This is a genomic window from Brevundimonas sp. EYE_349 (assembly GCF_023147505.1).
Taxonomy (GTDB): Bacteria; Pseudomonadota; Alphaproteobacteria; order Caulobacterales; family Caulobacteraceae; genus Brevundimonas.
The window spans coordinates 44785-67752 of record NZ_JAHXPB010000010.1; the positions used below are offsets into that span (position 1 = coordinate 44785).

At 68.0% G+C, this 22968-nt stretch carries 23 protein-coding genes and 1 tRNA gene; 9 read left to right on the top strand and 15 right to left on the bottom strand.

Features of this window, described 5'->3' with window-relative positions; genetic code table 11:
* Nucleotides 1-91 precede the first annotated feature (91 nt).
* The 3 genes from KZX42_RS15670 (at nt 92) to KZX42_RS15680 (ending at nt 2610) form a co-directional block, all read left to right on the top strand.
* Entirely contained in the window at nt 92-469 is a 378-nt protein-coding gene (locus KZX42_RS15670) for a helix-turn-helix domain-containing protein (protein WP_248120879.1), read from the top strand.
* A 48-nt stretch (nt 470-517) separates the two neighbouring features.
* Nucleotides 518-1303 (top strand): histidinol-phosphatase, encoded by a 786-nt coding sequence (gene hisN, locus KZX42_RS15675; protein WP_248120880.1) that lies wholly within the window; start codon nt 518-520, stop codon nt 1301-1303.
* Nucleotides 1304-1386: 83 nt separating this feature from the next.
* Nucleotides 1387-2610, top strand: a complete 1224-nt coding sequence (locus KZX42_RS15680; protein WP_248120882.1) for a S41 family peptidase — start codon at nt 1387-1389, stop codon at nt 2608-2610.
* Here KZX42_RS15680 and KZX42_RS15685 read toward each other — a convergent pair.
* The 3 genes from KZX42_RS15685 to KZX42_RS15695 all read right to left on the bottom strand — a co-directional run bounded on the left by KZX42_RS15685 (nt 2607) and on the right by KZX42_RS15695 (nt 5483).
* Nucleotides 2607-3653, bottom strand: coding sequence for an alpha/beta hydrolase (locus tag KZX42_RS15685; RefSeq protein ID WP_248120884.1), 1047 nt, complete (start codon nt 3651-3653; stop codon nt 2607-2609). The two genes, KZX42_RS15680 and KZX42_RS15685, sit on opposite strands and share 4 nt — an antisense overlap.
* Nucleotides 3650-4576 (bottom strand): methyltransferase, encoded by a 927-nt coding sequence (locus KZX42_RS15690; protein ID WP_248120886.1) that lies wholly within the window; start codon nt 4574-4576, stop codon nt 3650-3652. Before KZX42_RS15690 ends, KZX42_RS15685 begins: the two co-directional genes overlap by 4 nt.
* A 91-nt stretch (nt 4577-4667) precedes the next feature.
* Nucleotides 4668-5483 (bottom strand): methyltransferase, encoded by an 816-nt coding sequence (locus KZX42_RS15695; RefSeq protein WP_248120888.1) that lies wholly within the window; start codon nt 5481-5483, stop codon nt 4668-4670.
* Nucleotides 5484-5749: 266 nt separating this feature from the next.
* Between KZX42_RS15695 and KZX42_RS15700 the strand changes: the two genes are divergently transcribed.
* Nucleotides 5750-6217: an Hsp20 family protein gene (locus tag KZX42_RS15700; protein WP_248120890.1), complete on the top strand. Its 468-nt coding sequence runs from the start codon at nt 5750-5752 to the stop codon at nt 6215-6217.
* Nucleotides 6218-6267: 50 nt separating this feature from the next.
* On the opposite strand, the gene KZX42_RS15705 is transcribed toward KZX42_RS15700, so the two are convergent.
* Both KZX42_RS15705 and KZX42_RS15710 read right to left on the bottom strand, forming a co-directional pair.
* The gene (locus tag KZX42_RS15705; protein WP_248120891.1) at nt 6268-6744 is read right to left on the bottom strand and encodes an RNA pyrophosphohydrolase; all 477 of its coding nucleotides are present in this window, start codon (nt 6742-6744) and stop codon (nt 6268-6270) included.
* The gene (locus tag KZX42_RS15710) at nt 6744-7937 is read right to left on the bottom strand and encodes a divergent polysaccharide deacetylase family protein (protein ID WP_248120995.1); all 1194 of its coding nucleotides are present in this window, start codon (nt 7935-7937) and stop codon (nt 6744-6746) included. Before KZX42_RS15710 ends, KZX42_RS15705 begins: the two co-directional genes overlap by 1 nt.
* A 181-nt stretch (nt 7938-8118) precedes the next feature.
* Here KZX42_RS15710 and ppc point away from each other — a divergent pair, with 181 nt between their 5' ends.
* Nucleotides 8119-10818 (top strand): phosphoenolpyruvate carboxylase, encoded by a 2700-nt coding sequence (ppc, locus tag KZX42_RS15715; protein WP_348983643.1) that lies wholly within the window; start codon nt 8119-8121, stop codon nt 10816-10818.
* Between the two features lie 61 nt (nt 10819-10879).
* On the opposite strand, the gene KZX42_RS15720 is transcribed toward ppc, so the two are convergent.
* Complete coding sequence (locus tag KZX42_RS15720; protein WP_248120893.1) at nt 10880-11845, bottom strand: magnesium and cobalt transport protein CorA; 966 nt, start codon at nt 11843-11845, stop codon at nt 10880-10882.
* 229 nt (nt 11846-12074) lie between these two features.
* Here KZX42_RS15720 and KZX42_RS15725 point away from each other — a divergent pair, with 229 nt between their 5' ends.
* Entirely contained in the window at nt 12075-12362 is a 288-nt protein-coding gene (locus KZX42_RS15725; protein WP_248120895.1) for a UrcA family protein, read from the top strand.
* 81 nt (nt 12363-12443) lie between these two features.
* Here KZX42_RS15725 and KZX42_RS15730 read toward each other — a convergent pair whose 3' ends face one another.
* Complete coding sequence (locus KZX42_RS15730; protein WP_248120896.1) at nt 12444-14639, bottom strand: M3 family metallopeptidase; 2196 nt, start codon at nt 14637-14639, stop codon at nt 12444-12446.
* Nucleotides 14640-14769: 130 nt separating this feature from the next.
* Here KZX42_RS15730 and KZX42_RS15735 point away from each other — a divergent pair, with 130 nt between their 5' ends.
* On the top strand, nt 14770-15627 hold the full coding sequence (locus tag KZX42_RS15735; protein ID WP_248120898.1) for an aspartate/glutamate racemase family protein: 858 nt from the start codon (nt 14770-14772) through the stop codon (nt 15625-15627).
* A gap of 33 nt (nt 15628-15660) precedes the next feature.
* Here KZX42_RS15735 and KZX42_RS15740 read toward each other — a convergent pair whose 3' ends face one another.
* The 5 genes from KZX42_RS15740 to argH all read right to left on the bottom strand — a co-directional run bounded on the left by KZX42_RS15740 (nt 15661) and on the right by argH (nt 20311).
* Nucleotides 15661-16659, bottom strand: a complete 999-nt coding sequence (locus tag KZX42_RS15740) for a cation diffusion facilitator family transporter (RefSeq protein WP_248120900.1) — start codon at nt 16657-16659, stop codon at nt 15661-15663.
* Between the two features lie 74 nt (nt 16660-16733).
* Nucleotides 16734-17390, bottom strand: a complete 657-nt coding sequence (locus KZX42_RS15745; RefSeq protein WP_248120902.1) for a hypothetical protein — start codon at nt 17388-17390, stop codon at nt 16734-16736.
* 51 nt (nt 17391-17441) lie between these two features.
* Entirely contained in the window at nt 17442-18716 is a 1275-nt protein-coding gene (gene lysA / locus KZX42_RS15750) for a diaminopimelate decarboxylase (RefSeq protein WP_248120904.1), read from the bottom strand.
* Between the two features lie 3 nt (nt 18717-18719).
* Nucleotides 18720-18950 carry a hypothetical protein gene (locus tag KZX42_RS15755; protein ID WP_248120906.1) on the bottom strand — a complete coding sequence of 77 codons (231 nt, stop codon included), beginning with the start codon at nt 18948-18950 and terminating at the stop codon, nt 18720-18722.
* Nucleotides 18947-20311 carry an argininosuccinate lyase gene (gene argH, locus KZX42_RS15760; protein ID WP_248120999.1) on the bottom strand — a complete coding sequence of 455 codons (1365 nt, stop codon included), beginning with the start codon at nt 20309-20311 and terminating at the stop codon, nt 18947-18949. The genes KZX42_RS15755 and argH overlap by 4 nt, the downstream gene beginning before the upstream one ends.
* 73 nt (nt 20312-20384) lie before the next feature.
* On the opposite strand from argH, the gene KZX42_RS15765 reads away from it, so the two are divergent.
* Nucleotides 20385-21044, top strand: a complete 660-nt coding sequence (locus KZX42_RS15765) for a TlpA disulfide reductase family protein (protein ID WP_248120908.1) — start codon at nt 20385-20387, stop codon at nt 21042-21044.
* 27 nt (nt 21045-21071) lie between these two features.
* On the opposite strand, the gene KZX42_RS15770 is transcribed toward KZX42_RS15765, so the two are convergent.
* From KZX42_RS15770 to KZX42_RS17270, 3 genes are all read right to left on the bottom strand, one after another.
* Nucleotides 21072-21377 (bottom strand): hypothetical protein, encoded by a 306-nt coding sequence (locus KZX42_RS15770; RefSeq protein ID WP_248120910.1) that lies wholly within the window; start codon nt 21375-21377, stop codon nt 21072-21074.
* 72 nt (nt 21378-21449) lie between these two features.
* A tRNA-Met gene (locus KZX42_RS15775) sits at nt 21450-21526 on the bottom strand.
* A 66-nt stretch (nt 21527-21592) separates the two neighbouring features.
* The gene (locus KZX42_RS17270) at nt 21593-21715 is read right to left on the bottom strand and encodes a hypothetical protein (RefSeq protein ID WP_282438975.1); all 123 of its coding nucleotides are present in this window, start codon (nt 21713-21715) and stop codon (nt 21593-21595) included.
* On the opposite strand from KZX42_RS17270, the gene KZX42_RS15780 reads away from it, so the two are divergent.
* On the top strand, nt 21714-22955 hold the full coding sequence (locus KZX42_RS15780) for a PQQ-dependent sugar dehydrogenase (protein WP_248120914.1): 1242 nt from the start codon (nt 21714-21716) through the stop codon (nt 22953-22955). The two genes, KZX42_RS17270 and KZX42_RS15780, sit on opposite strands and share 2 nt — an antisense overlap.
* Nucleotides 22956-22968 lie beyond the last annotated feature (13 nt).

A 22968-nucleotide genomic window follows, 5' to 3' on the forward strand; every position in this document is an offset into this window, starting at 1 on the left:
GTTTCCCCTGTCGCGCGAACCGGCATGCGGATTGCCGCCGTCGCCGCGTGTCGTCCCGCATCGGGACAGACGTCGCGACGAGGATCACGTCATGGCAGACGATATCGACCTGCATCTGGGCCGCCGCCTGCGCCGGCGCCGACGTCTGCTGGGCCTGACCCAACAACAGTTGGCCGTTCAGGTCGGCATTCGGTTCCAGCAAATTCAGAAATATGAATGCGGCGCTAACCGCATCTCGGCGGCCCGCCTGTGGCAGTTGGCCGAGGCGCTCGAGACGCCGGTCGCCTATTTCTACGACGGCCTGGCCGAGGCGCTGGATCAGGACACGGCGCCGCTGAAAGGCGGCGAGGTCTTCTCACGCAAGGAGACGCTGGACCTGATCCAGGCCTACTATCAGCTGGACGAACGCCCCCGTCGCCGCCTGCTGGACCTAGCCAAGGCGCTGCATTCCGACAGCGCCCCGGCCTGAAACGCATCTGGGGCGCCCAAGCCGTCGAAAGCGCGGTAAGGGAACCGCATGACCGAATACGAAGCCTTCGCCATCGAACTGGCGCGCGAAGCCGCGCGCGTCACCCTGCCCTTCTTCCGCTCGGACATCAGCCATGAGGACAAGGGGGGCCCGGCCGGCTTCGATCCCGTCACCGAGGCCGACAAACAGGCCGAGGCCGCCATCCGCCGCCTGATCGCCGACCGCTATCCCGACCACGGCGTCATCGGCGAGGAATACGGGGCCGACCGTCCCGATGCTGAACATGTCTGGGTTCTTGACCCCATCGACGGCACCCGCGCCTTCATCTCGGGCCTGCCGCTTTGGACGACCCTGATCGCGTTGCGCCAAGCCGGAACGCCCTCGGTCGGCATCATCGCCCAGCCTTATCTGGACGAGATCTTCATTGGCGGCCCGTCCGGCGCCCGCCTGCTGCGTGGCGAGACCGAGACGCCGTTGGCCGTCAGGGCGTGCGAGAAACTGACCGACGCCGTCATCTCCACCACCGACCCCGACATCTTCAACGGCGCGGAACTGGGGGCCTGGACCCAGGTGCGGGCCGCCGCCCGCCTGGCCCGTCTGGGGTGCGACGCCTATGCCTATGCGATGGTGGCGGCGGGCAGGATGGACTTGGTGGCCGAGACCAGCCTGAAGCCCTGGGACTGGTCGGCCCTGGTTCCGGTGATCCAGGCCGCCGGCGGCAAGGTCGTCAACTGGCGCGGCGCGGCGCCCGACGACAACGGCCAGATCCTCGCCGTCGGCGACGCCCGCCTGATCGACCAGGCCCTGGTGACGCTGAAACGGGCGGCGATCTGACGAGCTTACGGGAGTTTAACTGGTCCACGCTTGCGCTGACGGTCCACAAGACCCGGACCTGATTGGTCAATAGGGAGCGACCCATGGATCGGCGCCTTATGCTTCGCACGGGGCTGGCGGCTGTGGCCGGATCGATGATGAGCGGCGCCGCCTGGGCGGTCGAACCCGATCATGATGTCACATTCGTCAGTGATTTCGACGAGTTGTGGGAGACGCTGCGCGATCGGTACTGCTTCTTCTCGGAAAAGCGCACCGACTGGGACCGCGTGCGTGCTTTCTACCGGCCCCTCGCGCGACAGGCGCAATCCCAAGAGGCCTTCGCCGAAGTCCTGCGCTGCACCCTGGCTGAGCTTTACGATCCCCACACCGCGCTGGCCGACCCGCCCGCGGGCTCGCAACGGTTGCCGATCTCCGATCTGATCACAGAATGGCGCAACGGACAGGCCGTGATCATCGCGATTGCGTCCGACAGCGCGGCCGAAGCGGCTGGACTGAAGCTGGACGACGTCATCCTGTCCGCTGACGACCGCGCCATTTCGACCCTGGCTCAGGGTCTGCTGCCCCGATGTCTGACCCGGCCAGATCCGGCGGCGCGGGCTTACGCCCTCAACAGCGCCGTGGCGGGTCTTCGTGGCCAGCCGCGCCGTTACCGCGTGGCCCCAGGTGCGGCGGAACCGCGCGAGGTCGTCCTTCCGATCCGCCAGTCCTCGCCTAAACCCAATGTCGATTGGCGACGACTGGAGGAAGGCGCGGGTTATATCGCCATCCGCAGCTTCGCCGACGACGCCGTGACGGAAAGCTTCGACGAGGCGCTAGCAGAACTTCGAGACGCGCCGGGCCTGATCATCGACGTACGTGACAACGGCGGCGGCGACACGGCGGTAGCGCGCCCGATCATGGGTCGGTTCATCACCGAGACGAAACCCTATGCCCGGATGCGACGCCGGGAAGGGCGGGGCCTCAGCGACTTCTGGACCGAGACCGTCGAGCCGCGCGGTCCATTCACCTACACCCGGCCGGTCGTCGTGCTGACCAACCATTGGAGCGGCAGCATGGCCGAGGGTTTCCCTATGGGAATGCGGGGCCTGGGTCGCGCGACGATCGTCGGAACCCCGATGATGGGACTGGGCGCAGCGGTCTTTCCCATCACCCTCGACCGCACAGGCCTCAAGGCCCAGTATTCCGCAGAGCCCGTCTATGACATGCAGAATCGGCCCCGCTGGCTGATGCAGCCGGACATCGTCGTGCTGGACGGGGCGGATATTCTGGCGGCGGGGCGTCGCGTCCTGGCCGCCGCGACCGCCTAGAGCGCCGCCGTCGCGGCCGTGACGTCCAGGGGCCGCGCCGAGGGGTCGACTGCCGCATCCGCCGTCGGCGACACCAGATCGGCCATGGCGTCGAACTCGTTCAGGAAGACCGCGCGCATATCGTCGGCCTCCATGATGACCTCGTGCTTGGCGCCGGCGACCTCGACATAGCGGCCACGCGGCAGGCGTTTGGCGGCCCAGCGGGTGGTCTGTTTCCACACCACGTCGTCGGCGTCGGCCTGGACGATGCAGACAGGGGCCCTGACCGCCTTCAGAGCCTTGGGCTTCAGGGCGCGCTCACCGGCATCCAGCGCAAAGGCCAGCCAGCCATAGGTCGGTCCGCCGATGGCCAGGTGCGGGCAGGCGAACAACTGCTGACGCCACATCTCGTAGCGGCTGGCGTCCGAGGTCAGGGCGTCCTCGGCGAAGTTGTGGTCGAACGGATCGTCCGGGTCGCCCAGGATGTAGTCGCCCGCCTGGCCGTGACGGATGTTCCAGCGCACCACCAGCTTGACAGACCACATCGACCGCTTGCCGGTCTTGATGCGCAGCATGGGGCTTGACAGGACGGCGCCCGCGAACCGCTCCTCGCCGCCTTCCAGCGTCAGCAGGTTCAGACAGGCGCCCATCGAATGGCCCACCATGATCCACGGCTTGGGACACTGGGCCTCATAGGTGTTCAACAGGCGATTGTAGTCGTCCAGGAACTCCTCGACCGCGCGGGCGTGGCCCTTAAGCCGGTCGGGCAGCAGACGGGCGGACAGGCCCTGACCCCGCCAGTCGTGGGTCAGGACGCACCAGCCCCGCGCCAGGAAATTGCCGATGACTTCGTAGTATTTCTCGATCGGCTCGGTGCGGCCGGGGCTGAGGACCACGGTGCCGCGCACCTTGTCCGCGCTGAGGTGCGACGGCGTCCACAGGCCGGCGCGCAGGCGCATTCCGCCCGCGCCGCGAAACCAATCCCCCTTGCCGCCAGGGGGCGGATAGGCGCCGGGCACCCCCATCAGGGGGGCGTTGGCGGCGAAGGCTTGGGCGCGGTTCACTCGGGCTTCCTGAACTTCAAGGTCATGCGATCGCTCTCGCCGATCGCCTCGTATTTGGTCCTGTCGAAGGTCGGATCGGCCGGTTGCCCGCGCGGCGCGGTCAGGCGGGTCGGCGCCAGGGTGTCGACCCCGAACGGATGATCCTTGGTGTCTTTCGGATTGGCGTTGATCTCGGACGCCTCGACGAAGACGAACCCGGCCTCGGCGGCCAGCTGGCGCACGAAGGCTTCCTGGACGTAGCCGTTGGCCGCCACGGGGTCCTGATCCTGCGCCGGCGCCAGACGATGCTGTTCGACCCCAAGGACGCCGCCGGGCCGCAACGCCGCGAAGGCGTCGGCAAAGGCCTTCTCGGCGATCCCTGCCGCCATCCAGCCATGCAGGGTGCGCATGAACAGGCACAGGTCCGCCGTGCCGGGCGCCGTCACCGGCCCCGAGGCGGCGCCGAACACGCTGAACTGCGGCTCGCCGTACAGTTTCTTGTCGCTGGAAAAGCGCGTGCGGAAGGCGGCGTTCAGCACCGCCTGCGCCGGATCGGCCGTCGGCCCCTCTGGGAACAGGGCCGCCACATAGGCGCCGCCGCCGCTGGCCAGATAGGGGGCCAGGATTTCGGTGTACCAGCCTCCGCCCGGCCAGAACTCAACCACCGCCATCTTGGGCTGAAGCCCATAGAAGCGCAGGGTCTCCATCGGGTGGCGGAAGGCGTCGCGGGCCTTATCCTGGGCCGAGCGCCACGATCCCTGGACCGCCCATTCCAACGACCCTTCGGGCGGGCCAGAGGGGGCGGGCGGGGCGTTCGGCGCGGCGGGCGCCCTGGGCTCGTCCTTGCGGCCGCAGGCGGCCATGCCGGTCAACGCCATAGCGGTCACGCCGCTCAGCAGGAACCGACGCGACACGCCGCGCCCCATCGCCTGACCTTCCGCCATTCCATACTCCCGCAAGGGTGCGGCCCCGCGCCCGACACACCCGGCGCATCGGGCTTAATCGGGTTCGCGGGCCGGGTCAAAACGGAACGGCCTATTCCGGCTTGCGGAATCGCAGGGTCATCCGATCGCTCTCGCCGATGGCGTCGAAGGCGGCGCGTTCCTCGGCCGTCAGGGTCCGGCCGGACGGATCGTTGCGGGCCGCCGACTGGCGAATGGGCGGCAGGGTCCAGACGCCGAACGGGTGGTCGTGATCGTCCTTGGGATTGGCGTTCAGCTCGCTGCGCGCCTCCAGCACGAAGCCGGCGTTGCGCGCCTCGTGGATCACATAGCTTTCGGGCACATAGCCGCTCGAGGCGACCTCTGCGGCTTTCAGGCCCTCGGCGCTGCGGTGCTGTTCGACGGCCAGGACGCCGCCGGGCTTCAGAGCCTTGAAGAAGGCCTGCAGATAGGGCTGGGTGCGGCCGTCGCGCGCCCAGTTGTGGAAGGCCCGCGCCACCAGGATGAAGTCGGCCTGACCGTCCGCCACGCCCATGCTTTCCAGCGGTTTGTTGACCGGGACATAGCGCCCGCCGGTCGCGGCCGCATAGGGCTCCAGAATGTGACGCCACCATCTGGCGCCGCCCGGCTCGATCTCGACCACCGTCATGCCGGGCGTCAGCCCCCAGAAGGTCAGGGCCTCGTAGGGGTGACGATAGACGTCGCGCGCCCGGTCGGCGGCGGGCCGGGTCTCGGCGGCGACGGCGGCTTGAAGCGCCGTATCCTCGGCGAAGGTCGGCATGGCGCTGGACAGGGCCGAACGCGGCGGCGTCCAGGCCCCCTCGGTCTGGGACGCCGGCGGCGCGGTCTGGGCCATCACGGGCGCGGCGGCCGCCGCAAGGGCGAGAAGGCTGAGGGCGGCGAGACGCATGGGCGACGATCCTGCTCTAAAGGTCGCTTCTCCATAGGCCGCACGGCCTCCGACGCAAATGACGATGGCGCGACGCCGACGATCGGTCGCAGCCTGTCGCGCGCACCCCTTGACGCCGCATTCGGGGTTCCCATCTGATCCATCGAGGGCGCCGATTTCGGGCCCTTCAGACTGACGACGCCGGTTTCGGGTCGTCGATCTGATCGCCTGCCGTCCGGGCCAAACCGCCGGGCGGCTCAACCTTGCTGATCCTCAGGAGGATGCTGATGCGTACCTATGATTTCTCGCCGCTGTACCGTTCGGCCGTCGGCTTCGACCGTCTGGCCAATCTGCTGGAAAGCGCCTCTCGCGCGACCGGCCAGGACACCGGCTACCCCCCCTACAACATCGAGACGACGGGCGAGAACGCCTATCGCATCGAGATCGCCGTCGCGGGCTTCACCACCGATGAACTGAACATCGAGGTGAAGGAAAACCTACTGACCGTGACCGGGCGCAAGACCGCCAACGACGACGCCGCTCCGCAGAAGACCTATCTGCATCGCGGTCTGGCCGAGCGCGACTTCGAGCGCCGGTTCCAGCTGGCCGACTATGTCGTCGTGACCGACGCCGATCTGGTCAACGGCCTGCTGTCGATTTCGCTGAAGCGCGAACTGCCCGAGGCGCTGAAGCCCCGCCGTATCGAAATCGGCGCCGGCTCGACTTTGATCGAAGGCAAGGCCGAGGCGGCCTAAGCCGTCTTACCGTAAACTGGGCAGAGGGCGGCGTTCGCGCCGCCCTTTTTCTATGCGGCCAGATGGGCGAAGGCGGCGACGACCTGTTCATAGGCGGGGCGTTTGAACGGCACGATCAGGTCGCACGCCTCCGACAGATCGCCCCAGCGCCAGGTGTCGAACTCAACCTCCTTGTCGGCGGTCAGATCGATCTCGGTGTCCTCGCCGGTGAAGCGGAAGGCGAACCACTGCTGCTTCTGGCCCTTGAAGCCGCGCCAGGCCTTGGCGTTGTTCATCGCCTCGGGCGGAAAGTCGTAGCGGATCCAGTCCGCCGTCCGGTCCAGCAGCTCGACCGAGGTGACGCCTGTCTCCTCGTGCAGCTCGCGCCGCGCCGCCGCCTCCAGGTCCTCGCCCTCGTCCACGCCGCCTTGCGGGAACTGCCAGTTATAGGGTCCGGGCGTGGCGTGACGGCGGCCATACCAGACGCGGCCGTCGCGATTGAACAGCACGACCCCGACATTGGGGCGATAGGCGGAAAGATCGGACATTAGCGGCCGGGCCGCATCGACATGGCTGAAGCGGGCGCCAGTTGCAGGCCGCGCTGGTCCAGGCCGGCCGTCCAGCGGGCGGCGGCCTCGACCGTCACCGGATAGCTGAAGCCGGTTCCCAGCGCCGAGCCGCGCAGCTTGGCCTGGGCCTCCAGCCCGTTCAGGGCGGCGATGATGGCGGCAGGCGACTGGGTGCGGTCGATGACCCGGTCGGCGCTGGCCCGCGACCAGGCGCCGGGTCGACGCTGAAACGACCCGTCGTCCAGGAAGGCCACGCCCTTCTGGCGCAGCACCGTCAGGAAGGCGTTCATGCCGGTGTCGGAACTTGCGAAACGGTCGCCCAGATAGTTGGTCACGCCGAAATAGCCGGTCGCGCGGCTCAGCAGCCAATCCATCTTGGCCGCCACGTCGTCGGCGCCGCCGTCGGCCAGCAGCGTATAGGGGCCGGGATCGTTGTCGGGATAGCCGGTCGGCTCCATCGGCATTTCCAGCATGACCTCATGGCCCTGGGCCCGCGCCTGGTCGATCCAGGATTGCAGGTTCTCCGCATAGGGCACGAAGCTCAGCGTCACCTCCGGCGGCAGGCGTTCGATGGCGGCGCGGGTCGTCACCGCGTTCAGCCCCAGCCCGCCCACGATCAGGGCCACGCGCGGCTTGCCGTTCGGACGGAACGGTCGGGCATAGGCCTGGGCCGGCACGCGGCCGTCGGGCGCGATCATCGGCAGGGGGCCGTTCGATCCGGGCTGCGACAGGCCCGCGATCGGCGCCTTGACCAAGGGCGAGGCTGCATGGAGCGGCGCCGTATAGGCGGCCGGCGCGGACCCCGACACGCTGCCGCCGTCGGGCAGGGTGATGACCGCCTCGCCGTTGGCCGCCGGATCGCCGCCGCCCGCCAGATTCTGATAAAGCCCCATCGCCCCCATCGAGAAGGCCTCGAACCCGCTAGGGGCCGGGGCGGCCGGGGCGGGCTTGTCGCGCTCCAGCGCCACATGGGCAGAGGGCGCGCCCGCATTGGGGTCGCCCAGCACGGTCAGAAACAGGGCGCCGGCGCCCAGCAGCAGCAGACCCGCAAGGCCCGCCGCGACCGGCGGCTTCCTCAGCGCCTCCACGACGGGCTTGAGGCTGGCGCCGTCCCTGACGCGCGGAGCGGCTCCGGCGGCGGCGGCGAGGGCGGACTGGCGTTTTGCGAACATGGGCACGGGCGGGACCGATCTGGACTCCTACGCCCCATCATCGGCGTGCGCCGGTTAAGAAACCCTAACGGCCGGTTCACCATGATCGTCTGGTTTCGCCCTTTGACACGGTTCGTGCGTTGACGTGACGGTTTGGCATACTTCACATGCGCATCTCCCCGCCTAAGCCCTGGATTACGCAATGATGAGCCCCGCCGCCGACGACGCCATGCGCGATGAAGTCCGTCTGTTGGGCGGCATTCTGGGCGAGGTCATCCGCAAGGAGGGCGGCGAGGCCCTGTACGAGCATGTCGAGGCCGTGCGCCAGGCCTCCATCGCCTATCACCGCGATCCGGCCTCGCACCCGGCCAAGCGGCTGGAGAAGCTGCTGACGGCCATGACGGTGGATCAGGCGGCGGGGCTGGCGCACAGTTTCGCCCTGTTTTCCCTGCTGGCCAATATCGCCGAGGATCGCGCCACCCGCAGGCGCGCGCGCGACCAGTCCGAGGCCGGCGCCCGCCTCGACACGCCCGAGGGGACGCTGAAACGCCTGGCCGAACAGGGCGTGGACAAGGCGGCGGTGACCGATCTGCTGCGTGAAGCGCTGGTCTCGCCCGTTCTGACCGCCCACCCGTCCGAGGTGCGCCGCAAGAGCGTGATCGATCGCATCGCCGCCATGAGCGACCTGCTGGACGCCTGCGACAAGGCCGGGGCGGCCTGCACGCCGGGTTCGATCACCGAGCCGCTGCGCCGCCAGATCGTGATCCTGTGGGCCACGCGCCTGGTGCGGACGCAAGGGCTGGTGGTGCAGGACGAGATCGAGACGGTGGTGTCCTTCCTGGATCGCATCTTCCTGCATGTCGCACCCAAGCAGTTGTCGGCATGGCGCAGCCTGCTGGACGCGCCTGACCTCAAACCCTTCATGCGGGTCGGGACCTGGGTCGGCGGCGATCGCGACGGCAATCCGAACGTGGACGCGGTAGTTCAGGGCGACGCCTTCCGAACCCAGTCGCGCGCGGTGCTGAACTTCTATCTGGACGAGGTTCACGCCCTGGGCGCCGAGCTGAGTCTGGCCGCCGAACTGGCCGAGGTGTCGCCTGCGCTTCAGGCCCTGGCGGACGCCGCCCAAGACCCCTCGCCGCACCGGGCCGACGAGCCCTATCGCCGCGCCCTGACCGGCGTCTATGCACGTCTGGCCGCCACCTATGACAAGCTGGGCGGGTCGCCGCCCCCGCGCCGCGCCCTGGTCGCCGCCGAGGCCTATTCCGGCCCGAACGCTTTCGAAGCCGACCTGAAGGTGCTGCATGAAAGCCTGGTCGCCCAGCATGGCGGCGTCTTCGCCAACGACCGGCTGACCGATCTGATCACGGCGGTCGAGGTGTTCGGCTTCCACATGGCCACCCTGGACCTGCGTCAGAACTCGGACGTACACGAGCGGGTCGTGGGCGATCTGCTTAAGGTCGCGGGCGTCTGCGACGACTATGCCGCGCTGGACGAGGAAAGCCGGTTGTCGGCGCTGGCCGCCGAACTGGCCTCGCCCCGTCAATTGTTCAGCGAATACGCCGAGTATCAGCCTGAGACCCTGAAGGAACGCGCGATCCTTCAGGCCTCGGCCCGCGCCCTGGCCGCCTTCGGGCCCCAGGCCATCCGCACCCATATTGTGTCCAAGACCGATGCGGCGTCGGATCTGCTGGAGGTCTATCTGCTGTTGAAGGAGGTCGGGCTTTACCGGCCTGAAGACCCCGCCGCCTGCCCCATCCAGGCCGCGCCCCTGTTCGAGACCATCGAAGACCTGCGCGCCGCCCGCCCGACGCTGGAACGGCTGCTGCAGGAGCCGTCCGCCCTTGCCGTGGCCAAGGCGCGCGGGGTGCAGGAGGTGATGATCGGCTATTCGGACTCCAACAAGGACGGCTCCTATCTGACCTCGGGCTGGGAGTTGCATGAGGCGTCGCGCGCCCTGGTGGAGGTGACGCAGGCCCATGACCTGAAGCTTCAACTGTTCCACGGGCGCGGCGGCACGGTCGGACGCGGCGGCGGTTCGGCCTTCGCCGGCGTCCTGGCCCAGCCGGAGGGCACGGTTCAGGGCCGCATCCGCACCACCGAGCAAGGCGAGGTCATCGCCAACAAATACGGCGAGCCGGAAATCGCCCTGCGCAATCTGGACGCCCTGACCTGCGGGGCGGTGCTGGCGTCGCTGGGCAAGGGGCAGGATCACCTCTTCACCGCCGATCACGGCGCGACCCTGTCGGACCTGTCGGCGCGGTCGATGGCCGCCTATCGCAAGCTGGTCTATGAGACGGAGGGTTTCGTCGACTACTACCGCGCCGCCACCCCCATCGCCGAGATCGCCGACCTGAAGATCGGCTCGCGCCCGTCGTCACGGACGGCCTCGACGCGGATCGAGGACCTGCGCGCCATTCCCTGGGTGTTCAGCTGGTCGCAGAGCCGGGTCATGCTGCCCGGGTGGTACGGGTTCGGATCGGCGGTTCAGGGGCATGACATGGCCGAGCTGAAGGCCATGGCCGAAACCTGGCCCTTCTTCAGGACCCTGGTCCAGAACATGGAGATGGTCATGGCCAAGTCCGACATGACCATCGCCCGCCGCTATTCGACCCTGGTGAGCGACGCCTCTTTGGCGGCCCGCATCTATGGCGAAATCCGCGAGGAGTGGCAGAGAACCCATGACGCCATCCTGGCCATCAATGGTCACGACAGCCTGCTGGGCGGCCAGCCCGAACTGGACCGGCTGATCCGCATTCGGATGCCCTATGTCGAACCGCTGAACCACGTCCAGATCGAACTGATCCGCCGTCGCCGCGCCGGGGACGAGGACCCGCGCGTCCGCGAAGGCATTCTGCTGGCCATCAACGGCGTGGCGGCGGGGTTAAGGAACAGCGGGTAAGGCAGGGCCGCACCGCCTCCGTCATCCTCCGGTCAAGTCCGAGGATGACGGCGGTTAAAGGCTACAGCCACTTCGTCTTCTTGAAGGTGACGAACAGGCCGGCGCAGATGGCGCCCATCAGAGCTAGGGCGGCGAGGTAGCCGTAACGCCAGTGCAGTTCGGGCATGAACTCGAAATTCATGCCGTAGATGCCAGCGATCGCGGTGGGCACGGCCAGGATGGCGGCCCAGGAGGCCAGTTTGCGGGTGATGACGCCCTGGCGCTGCTGTTCCAGCAGATTGGCGACCTCAAACACCGACGACAGAATGTCGTTCAACCCGCCCAGTCGGCTGTTCACCCGCTGCACATGGTCGCTGACGTCGCGAAAATAGGGTCGGACATCGACGTCGATACAGGGCAGGTCCAGCGACTGCAGCCGCCGCGCCACCTCTTCCATCGGCCCCAGGATCCGGCGGAACTTCAGCAGTTCGCGGCGAAGGGTGAACAGGCGCCGGATCTCAACGCGCGACAGGAAGGCGTCCAGCGTCTTCTGCTCCATCTCCAGCACGCTGTCCTCGGACTCATCGACGATGGGGGCGTAGGCGTCGACGATGAAGTCCAGAATGCCGTGCAGGACGAAATCCGGTCCGCGCCTGAGTTCGTCGGGCGAGGCTTCGAGCTGGGCGCGCAGGCTGTCGTGGGTGCGCGACGAGCCGTGGCGGATGCTGATGACATGGTCCGGGCCGACGAAGATGTGGGTCTCGCCATAGATGATCCGTTCGTCGATCCGGGCCGCCGTTCGCGCCACCACGAACAGTTCGCGGCCATAGACTTCGACCTTGGGCATCTGGTGCGCGGCCAGGGCGTCCTCGACCGCCAGGGGGTGCAGCTTGAACCGTTGGACCAGGACGTCGAACTCGGCGTCGGTCGGATCGACCAGACCGACCCAGACGAACTCGCCCGTCTCCAGGGCCAGCCCCTCGGCCGTCAGCGGCGCCGCGCGCAAGCGTTGACCGTCACGATAGACATAAGAGGCGACGACCGGCATGGACGCTCCGTAGATGATCGACCTCAGACTTAGAGGGTGCGGCGGCGCAGTTGAAGCGCCTGCATGGTTCCGACCCGCGCGATCTGCCGGTCGAACCTGACCGAAATGTCATGACGTCGAATTATGAATGCGCCGTCTTTCCGCCCCGGAAGCTTCGCCATTTCGATCCGATCCAGCTTCACCGTTCCCTGCCCCGGAAGACAAGGGGCGGAAAAATGGAAACAGGATCATGTTCAGGATCGCCTCTCTGACGACCGCCGCTGTCCTCGCCGCAGGCTCGGCCGCCGCCGCCCCGATCGAAGCCCGCATTCCCTATGGCGACCTCGACCTGTCGAGCCGCGCGGGGGCGACAGCGTTCGACAACAGGGTTCAGCGTATTGCGCGAAACCTCTGCACCGGCCGGCGGCCCGTCGAAAGGCTGAGTTGCGTGGAAAAGGTGAGGGACGAAGCCCTGTCGCTTCTGCCCGACCGCGCCCGCGCCGACTATGCGCGCGGCCGCATCGCCTTCGACGCCTGAAACGAAAGGACGCCGCCGGACGGATCGTCCGACGGCGTCGCATTCATGACGCTAAAGACCGCCCGAAGGGCGGCGCCCCCATCAGGAAACGGGGAAGCCGCGAACCTTAAGCAAGGCCGCCACGTCCGGGTCGCGACCACGGAAGGCGCGATAGGCCTCGGCGCGGTCGGTCGTGTTGCCCGGCGCCAGCATGATCGACTTGAAGCGGCCCGCGATGTCCGGATTGAACACGTCGCCCGACTCCTCGAAGTACGCCCAGGTGTCGGCGTCCATCGTCTCGGACCACAGATAGCTGTAGTAGCCCGCCGAATAGGCGTCGGACGTGAACAGGTGATTGAACTGCGGCAGGCGGTGCCGCATCACGATCTCCTTGGGCATGCCGATCCGGGCCAGACTGGCCTTTTCGAAGGCGTCGATATCGGTCGGCGGCACGGCCTGGGTGTGCAGGTCCATGTCCACGATGGCCGAGGACAGATAGCTGACCGTCGCATAGCCCTGGTTGAAGGTGGCGGCGGCCTCGATCTTGTCCACCAGCGCCTGCGGCATGGCCGCGCCGGTCTGATAGTGTTTCAGATAGCCGTCCAGGATCGGACGGCTCAGCACCCAGTGCTCATGCACCTGCGACGGATACTCCACGAAGTCGCGCGGCGTATTGCCGAACGACGGATAGGTCACCACCGACGAGAAATAGTGCAGGGTGTGGCCGAACTCGTGGAACAGGGTCTCGGCGTCGTCCAGCGAGATCAGGACGGGCTGGCCCGGCTCGGGCTTGGTGAAGTTGTTGTTGTTCGACCCCAGGATCACCTTCGATCCATCCAGCGTGGAGAATGACCGATAGGTGGTCATCCAGGCGCCCGAACGTTTGCCCGGACGGGCGTAGTCGTCCGTGTAGTAAAGGCCGATCAGCTTGCCGGTGGCCTTGTCGTGCAGCTCATAGACCTCGACGTCCGGCTCGAAGGTCGGGACCGAACCCTTGGGCAGTTTGGTGAATTTGAAGCCGTACAGACGCTCGGCCATGGCGAAGGAGCCGGCGCGGACCGCGTTCAGTTCGAAATAGGGCTTCAGCTGGTTCTGATCCAGGTCGTACTTGGCCTTGCGGACCTTCTCGGCGAAGTAGAGGTAGTCCCACGGCTCGATGTCGGAACCGGCGATCGCCTTCATGTCGGCGACCTCCTCGGCGACGCGGGCCTTGGCCGGCGCCCAGACGCGGTTCATCAGGGCCTCGGCGGCAGCCGGGGTCTTGGCCATGGTGTCCTGCATGCGCAGTTCGGCGTGGTTGCGATAGCCCAGGAGCTTGGCGCGCTGATCGCGCAGCTTCACGATCTCGGCGATGGTCGAGTTGGTGTCGTTGGCGTCGCCGTTGTCGCCGCGATTGACGAACTTCTTCCAGACCTGCTCGCGCAGGGCCCGGTCGTCGGCGAAGGTCAGGAAGGGATCGACCGCCGAACGGGTGTTCAGGATGGCCCAGCCCTGGATGTTGCGGCTGCGCGCGGCCGATGCGGCGGCGGCCTTGTTGGACTCGGGCAGGCCCGACAGACCCGCCTCGTTCGGGATCACCGTCCAGGCGTTCTCGTCGGCGACGACCTTCTGACCGAAGCGGGTGAAGGCGTTGGACAGCGCGGTGTTGATCCGGCCCAGCTCGGCCTTGCCGGCCGCGTCCAGATTGGCGCCCGAACGGATGAAGGCGTCGCGACGGCGCTCGGCCAGACGCTTCTGCTGGGCGCTCAGGCCCGCCGCGTCGGCGGTGTCGGCGACGGTCTTGACCCGCTGGAACAGCTTTTCGTTGAAGGTGATCTCGTCCGAAGCCGCCGACAGCAGGGGCGACAGTTCGGTGTCAACCGCATCATAGGCTTCGCCGCCGATGTTGGAGGTCATGACGCCATAGACATTGGACGCCCGGTCCAGCGGCTCGCCGGCCAGCTCCAGCGCCGCCATGGTGTTGGCGAAGGTCGGGGCCTCGGGGTTGTTCGCAATGGCGGCGATGTCGGCGCGTTGCAGCTCGATGCCTTCCAGCATGGCTTCGCGCAGCTTGGCCGGCGTCACCTTGTCGAACGGCGGCACGCCGTCGTACTTGCCGGTCCAGACCTGAAGCAGTTCGGCGCGCGGCGCCTGGGCGGGCAGGACGGCGCGGGCGATGCGCGCTTCCTCGGCGACGCTGGCGGCCGACGGCGCGGCGGCGGACCCGCCCGAGGCGGCGCCGGTCGCGGCCCCCGTCGAGGCGCAGGCCGACAGGGCCATCAGGCTGCCGCCCGCGATGAGAAGCTGGCGTCTATGCATGGAATGCTCCGAAACATGATCATGGTTGGTCACACACTTAGGCGCACGAAACGGCCCCGTCACCTGATGGAGACGTAATCTTCGCTCCAATCCGGTTGGATACGTCGTCGCACTGTTTTAAAGGCGGGCCATGGCCATTGGTGTTTTCGACTCCGGCGTGGGCGGTCTGACCGTCCACCGCGAACTGACGCGGCGTTTCCCCCAGCGGGACTTCGTCTATCTGGCCGACCAGGCCCACGCCCCCTATGGCGGACGCGGCGGCGAGGACATCGTCGAACTGACCAAGGCGGGCTGCGAGCGTCTGTTCGAGGCCGGGGCCTCCATCGTCGTTCTGGCCTGCAACACCGCCAGCGCCATTGCGCTGCGCCGCCTGCAACAGTCCTGGCTTCCGGGTCTGCGCGAGCGGCTGGGCCGCCCCGTCAACATCCTGGGCATCATAGTGCCGACCATCGAGGCGGCGACCGGCAAGCCCTGGAGCTTCGAGGCCGAGCGCCCGCAAGAGGGCGAAAAGGTCGCCTCCATCGACATCACCGGCGTCTTCTGCACCGCCGCCACCGCCATCAGCCGCGTCTATGAGATCGAGATCGACAAGCGACGCGAGGACATCGCCGTCTTCTGCGAGCCCTGCCCCGGCCTGGCCGGCCTGATCGAACTGGGCGCCCCGGCCGAGGAGTTGAAGGTGGTGATCGACGACCACGTCGATGCGCTGCGTCGCCGCATCGGCCGCCACCCGGACAAGGCCATCCTGGGCTGCACCCACTATGAGATCGTCGCCGAACTGTTCGCTCAGGCCCTGCCGGCGGGGACCGTGCTGATCGAACAGCCTACGGCCGTGGCCGACGCCCTGGAACGCTATTTCAAGGCGCACCCCGAGTACGACCTGGGCGACAGCGGCCGCCGCGACTTCCTGACCACCGGCCAGGCCGGCCCGCAATCCGAACTGGTCGCCCAGTTCTGGGGTGCGCCGGTGACCTTCGAGCAGGCGTAAGGCGGCGTTCGCGCCCCTTCATCCCGTCGAGCATCAACACCCCGGACAATCCGGCAGCGGTTCGTTCTCCAGCTGCAGGGTCGTATGGTTGATGGCGTAGCGCCGCGCCACCGCCTGGGCCTCGGCGATCAGCACGCCTGAATCCGTACGGTCGTGAACCAGATGCGCGGTCAGGGCGGTGTCCGTGGTCGACAGGGCCCAGACGTGCAGGTCGTGCACCGCCCGCACGCCCGGCAAACCCACCAATGCCTTCTCCAGCGCCGGCACGTCCACCCCGCTGGGCGCCCCGTCCAAGGCCAGATTGACCGAATCCTTCAGCAGACCCCAGGTGGACCACAGGATCGCCGCCACAATCACCAGGCTGACCAGCGGATCCACCACCGACCAGCCCGTGGCCAGGATGACCGCGCCCGCGATCACGACGCCCAGCGACACGCCGGCGTCGGCCATCATGTGCAGATAGGCCCCCTTGGCGTTCAGGTCGTGCTGGGACTTCATGAACAGCAGCGCCGTGCCCAGGTTGATGACGAAGCCGATCCCGGCCACCAGCATGATGGTCGCCGACCCTACCGGCGCCGGTTCGTTGAAACGCCGCACGGCCTCGAACGCGATGGCCCCGCAGGCGAAGATAAGCAGAAGCGCATTGCCCAGCGCGGCCAGCACCGTCGCCTTGCCGAACCCATAGGTCCGCCGACCGCCTGCCGCCCCGTGCGCCCCACGCCGCGCCAGCCAGGCCGCCCCGCCCGCCATGGCCAGACCCAGGACGTCGGACAGATTGTGCCCCGCATCGGCCAGCAGGGCGGTGGAATCCGCCATCAGCCCGGCCCCGAACTCGCACGCTACGAAGATCAGATTGACCACCAGCCCGACCGCATAACGCCAGTCGCCCGTATCGACTGGCCCGTGGCTGTGGCCGCCATGACCATGGCTGTGACCGTGCGCGTGCGAATGGCCGTGGCCGTGATCGGCATGACCGTGGTCGTGATCTGGGCCGTGATCAGGGTCGGAGCTGTGATCGTGCGCGGCGTTCATGGTTTCGCCTATACGCCCTTTATCGGAACAGCCAAGCTGCTACTTGATAACAGATTGAATGTTATCACATAATGTCAGTGCTGATGCATGGCCACGACCAGACCCAGCGCGATCAGGGCCAGACCCAGGACCGCCCCTTCGTAACGCGCCCAACGCTCCAGCCGCAGGATGGAGGCGCCGGCGCTAGCCAAGGCCGTGAACACCGCCATGCCGGCGACCGTGCCGACCGCGAACATCACCGTCAGCATAGCCAGGGCGCCGATCCCCGCAGAGGCCGAGGACAGATAGATGGGCAGCAGAACTTCGCCCGGCGACAGCGCCATCATGGCGACCAGGCCCAGGAAGGCCGCCTTGTCCGACACGGCCGGCTCAGGCGTCGCCAGCGCCGGGCCGCCGGCCAGGGCCGGCCGCCGCAGGGCCGAGCGCGCCAGGTAGAAGGCGCCGAACAGGAACAGCAGCACCGCCGCCAGATGCGGCAAAACCCCCTCTATCCATTGGTCCAGCGCCAGGCCCGCCGCCACGATCAGCCCGCCGACCACCGCCGTCGTGGCGATATGGGCCAGGCCCGCCGCCGTCACGACCAGCAGGATGCGATGCGGCCGCCAGCCTTGCGCCCGTCCGACCAAAGTGAAGGGCAGCCAGTGGGTCGGCAGGGCGGCGTGCAGAAAAGCCGCGACGAAGCCGCCCCCCAGCAGGGACAAGAGCACGGACTGTTCGGCGCCGGGGGACATGAGCCGGCCTATAGCGTGTTACTTTATAACAGTCGAGCGGAATTCGACTCTTTACAGCCAGTCGGCGAACGGCTCCCGGTCCAGCATTTCTTCATAGGTCGGACGCGGACGGATCACGGCCCACTGATCCCCGTCCACCAGCACCTCGGGGATCAGCGGCCGGCTGTTATATTCGCTGGCCATGACCGCGCCATAGGCGCCCGCCCCGGTGAAGACAACCAGATCCTCGGCCTCGAGCGGCGCCAGGTCGCGATCGCGCGCGAAGGTGTCGCCCGTCTCGCACACCGGCCCGACCACATCGTAGGCCAGGGCCGCGCCGCCGCGCGGCGCCACCGGTCGGATGTCGTGGAAGGCGTCATACAGCGCCGGCCGCATCAGGTCGTTCATCGCCGCGTCCAGCACCAGGAACCGGCGCCCGTCCGATCTTTCGTTGACTTGGATCACCTGGCTCAACAGCACCCCGGCGTTGGCGGCCAGCAGCCGGCCCGGCTCGAACGCCGCCTCGACGTCCAGCCCGTTCAGCACCCGCGCGGCCATGGCGACATAATGGGCCGGCGACGGCGGCTCGACGCCGCCCGAATAGGGCACGCCCAGGCCGCCGCCCAGGTCCAGCCGGGTCACGGCGTGGCCCTGGCCGCGCAGGGCGCGGGTCATCTCCGCCAGAACGGTGAAGGCGGCCTCCAGCGGGGCCAGGTCGGTGATCTGGCTGCCGATGTGGCAGGCCAGACCGACCGGCGTGACATGCGGCGAGGCCGAGGCCTGGGCGTAGAGGTCCATCGCCTCCTCGACCGGCACCCCGAACTTGTCGCCCTTGCCGCCGGTCGTGATCTTGGCGTGACCGCCCGCCCCCACATTCGGATTGACCCGGATGGCGATGGCCGGCGCCGCATCCATCATCGCCGCGACAGCGATCAGCCGGTCCAGCTCGGCCCCGGATTCGATGTTGATCTGGCGCACCCCGACGCTGATGGCGAAGGCCATCTCGACGTCGGTCTTGCCCACGCCGGAAAAGATGATCCGGTCGGCCGGCACGCCCGCCGCCAGCGCGCGCCGGATTTCGCCCTCGGACACGGTGTCGGCGCCAGACCCCAGCCTCGCCAGGGTCGCCAGGACAGAAAGGTTGGAGTTGGCCTTGACCGCAAAGGCGATCAGGGCCTCGCCCAACGCATCGCGATGCGCGTCGGCGGCGGCGCGCAGCAGGCCGTAATGCCGCTTCAGCGTCGCGGTCGAATAGACATAGGCGGGCGTGCCCACCTCGTCGGCGATCAGCTCCAGCGGCACGCCCTCGGCATGCAGGGCGCCGTCCTTCAGGTCGAAATGGTGCAAGGTCTATCGCGGATCGTTCTGGGCGGCGCCGGCGCCGATGGGGTTGGAGGGGCCGCCGTCGATCGGCAGGCTGCTGGACGGACGGTTTATCGTCGCCGGCTCGGGCAGATGCGGCGCGCGGCTGTCGCGCGGCGCCCGTTCTGTCTGGCGCACCGGCGATTCCAGATCGGCCATGCGGCCGCAGGCGGCGGTCAGGAGGGCGAGCGCGCCCATGAGGATCAGGGTCTTTTTCACAGGCGATCTCTCCAGTCGGCGATGCGCGCGCGGACCTGTTCCGGCGCGGTTCCCCCATAGCTTTGGCGGCTCTGGCACGAAGCCTCGGCGGTCAGCACCTTGTAGACTGTTTCGGTGACGCCCGGCTCCAGTTTCTGCAGTTCGGCCAGCGGCAGTTGCGACAGGTCCACGCCCAGCGCCTCGGCCTGTTTGACGGCCGCCCCCGTGACATGGTGCGCCTTGCGGAACGGCAGGTTCAGTTCGCGCACCAGCCAGTCGGCCAGATCGGTCGCGGTCGAGAAGCCCGCGCCGGCGGCGGCGGCCATCCGTTCGGTGTTGGGACGCAACGCCGCGACCATGGCGGTCATGGCGTTCAGGGCCAGGTCCAGGGCGTCGAAGGCCTCGAACACCGGCGGCTTGTCCTCCTGCATGTCCTTGGAATAGGCCAGCGGAAGACCCTTCATCACCGTGGACAGGGCGACCAGAGAGCCCATGATCCGGCCCGTCTTGGCCCGCACCAGTTCGGCGGCGTCGGGGTTGCGCTTCTGCGGCATGATGGACGAGCCGGTGGTCAGGTCGTCAGGCAGGGAGGCGAAACCGAACATCGGCGTCATCCAGACCACGATCTCCTCGGCCAGGCGCGACAGGTGGCCCGCGGTGATCGAGGCTGCGGCCAGGCTTTCCAGCGCGAAGTCGCGGTCGGACACGGCGTCCAGACTGTTGGCCATCGGGCGCTCGAAGCCCAGGTCCTGCGCCGTCATATGGCGGTCGATGGGGAAGGGTGAACCGGCGAGCGCGGCGGCGCCCAGCGGGCTTTCGTTCATGCGGGCGCGGGCGTCGGCGAAGCGGCCTGCGTCACGGCCGAACATCTCGACATAGGCCATCAGATGGTGACCCAGCGTCACCGGCTGGGCGGTCTGCAGATGGGTGAAGCCCGGCATCAGGTCGCCCGCGTGCTGTTCAGCCCGGTTCAACAGGGCGGCCTGCAAGGCCTTCAGTTGGGCGACGGAGCGATCGCAGGCGTCGCGCACCCAGAGGCGGAAATCCAGCGCCACCTGATCGTTGCGGCTGCGCGCCGTGTGCAGACGGCCCGAGGGTTCGCCGATCAGTTCATTCAGTCGAGCCTCCACATTCATGTGGATGTCCTCGAACTGGTCGCGGAAGGGGAATGTCCCGTCCACGATCTCGGATTCGATGGCGTCCAAGCCGCCCAGGATGGAGTCAGCGTCAGCCTGTTGAATGATCCCCTGCTTGGCCAGCATCCGGCAATGGGCGCGCGATCCGGCCAGATCCTGACGCCACAAACGTTGATCCACGCCGATGGAGACGTTGATCGCCTGCATGATCTCGGCCGGGCGCGACGAAAAGCGTCCGCCCCACATGTCTTGACCCGCCGGCTTCACCGGCGCAGTCGAACCGGCGGATGACGTGGCGTCGGCAGGAGTGGATTGGGTCATGAGCGGCTCTAGAAAGGCGATCTGGGCGATAATCGGCGCGGTCGTGGTGGTCAGCACCATCGCCGGCGTCGGCGGCATGGCGATGTCGCTATACGCCAATCACCGCCAGGACGCGCAAGTGCAAGAGGCCGCAAACGCCAATGCGGCGTCGAAAAGCGATCTGGCGCGCTTCGCTGTCGGGTCGCTTTCCACCCTATCGACCCCGGCCGACCACGCCCTGGCGCCCGAATACGCATTTCGCGACCGCACCGGCACGGCCGCCCGCTTCTCGGCCTTTCACGGCAAGGTGGTGCTGGTGAACCTGTGGGCCATGTGGTGCGCGCCGTGCAAGGCCGAGATGCCGACGCTCCAGGCGCTGGCTAAAGCCTATGCGGCCAACGAGGATCTGGTGGTCCTGCCCATCAACGTCGACGCCACCCCGGACGCGGCGGCTGAGGCCAGGCGCTTCCTCGACGACCACGCGCCCCTGCCCTTCTACAGCGACGCCAAGTTCCAGCTGCCGTTCGAGTTTCCGGGCAAGGGCGCCATGCCCCAGACCATCCTGCTGGATCGCGAAGGCCGCATCCGCGCCGTCAAAACGGGCGAGGCCGACTGGTCCGGCCCAGAGGCCCGCGCCCTGATCGACGCCCTGCTGGCGGAAGGCCCCAAGCCCCGGTGACGGCCGCGCCCGCCTGGCCGGGCTGGATCAGTTCTTGGCCGGAACCCGCGTATCGGTCGCTGGGTCAATGGCGCCGGGCTTGCCCTCGGCGGCGGCCTGGGCTTGTTCGTTCTCCAGCTTGTCGGCGACCTTGCCCGCGCCCGTCTCCACGGCCTGAGCGGCCTTCATCGCCCCGCCCTCGATAACCTCGCCGGCCTGAGAGGCGGCGCTGGCGGTCTTGTCGGCGGCGGCCTCGGCATGGACCTCGGCCTTGTCCTGCTCGGCCTGGGTGCAGGCGGCGGCGCCCAACGTCAGAACGGCGGCGGCCATCAGGGCTGTGGTGCGGATCGTCACGGCGTCTCTCCAGTCAAGGTTGAAAGCTCGACCGTAAACGCAGGATGGGGATGCGGGTTGCAGCAAAAAAGGTGGTGACTGGAGGCGGGATCGAACCGCCGACCTGTGGGTTATGAATCCACCGCTCTAACCATCTGAGCTACCCAGTCCCGGGCGTCGCGGGGCCGGGGCCGGCCGCGAAGGAGGCGTGCCTATATCGCCGTCGGGCGTCGTGTTCAAGTCGTCTTGGGCGAGATCGTGCGGCGATAGAGCGCAGGATAGCCGCCGGCCGGAACGGTGACGATGGGACCGTCGTTTTCGGCCGATACCGCCCCCTGTCTTTTCGGAGCCTGCGCCATGCGCCTGATCGTCGCGGCCGCGTCCACCTCGCTGCTCGTCCTCGCCGCCGCCTGCGGGGCCAGCGGCGAAAGCGCGTCCTCGGCGCCTCAGTCCCACCCTGGCGCCCCGCTGGAGACCCGTCCGGCCAACAATCCCGACCAGCGACCGGCCTTCGATGGGCAAACCCGAGCGCCGGGCGTAAAGAGCGAACAGGCCATGAGCCACACCGTCGTCGCCTCGGGCCTGGTGCATCCCTGGGGGCTCGCCGCCCTGCCGGACGGTCACTGGCTGGTGACGGAAAAGCCCGGCCGCCTGCGCGTCGTCACCGCCCAGGGCCAGGTGAGCGAGCCGATCGCGGGCCTGCCCGCCGTCGATGCGCGCGGCCAGGGCGGCCTGCTGGACGTGATTGTCGGCCCCCGCTTCGCCCAGGACCGCATGATTTACTGGAGCTACGCCGAGCCCCGCCAGGGTGGAAACGCCACCTCTGTCGCGCGTGGGCGGTTGTCGGATGACGGATCGAGGGTGGAGAACGTCCAGGTCATCTTCCGCGCGCTGCCGATCTATGACGGCGACAAACATTTCGGCTCCTCCCTGGCCTTCGATCCCGCCGGGCATCTGTTCGTCACCCTGGGCGAGCGATCCGACAAGCCCATGCGGCCCCAGGCCCAGGATCTGGGCTCGCACATGGGCAAGACCATCCGCATCAACGCCGACGGCTCGGCGCCCCGGGACAATCCCTTCGTCGGCCGCGCGGGGGCCCTGCCGGAGATCTGGAGCCTGGGGCACCGTAATGTCCAGGGCATAGCCATCCAACCGGGAACCGGCGCCGTCTGGACCATCGAACACGGCACGCGCGGCGGGGACGAGGTCAATATCGACAAGGCCGGACTGAACTACGGCTGGCCCGATGCGGCTTACGGCGTCGAATATGCGGGCGGCCGGATCAACACCGGGGCGACCCAGGCGCCGGGCACGGAGCAGCCCGTCTATTATTGGGATCCGGTCATCGCGCCCGGCGGGGCGACCTTCTATCAGGGGGCCATGTTCCCGGGGTGGGACGGGAACCTGCTGGTCGCGGGGCTGAAGGAAAAGCACATCGCCCGTCTGGTGATCCGGAACGACCGCGTGGTCGGCGAGGAGCGCCTGCTGACCGATCTGGGCGAGCGTATCCGCGATGTGGCGGTCGCCGCCGACGGATCCGTCTGGGCCATCACCGACGAGCAGAACGGCAAGCTGGTCAGGCTGGCGGCGGCGCAGTAGGGTTTTCATCGCC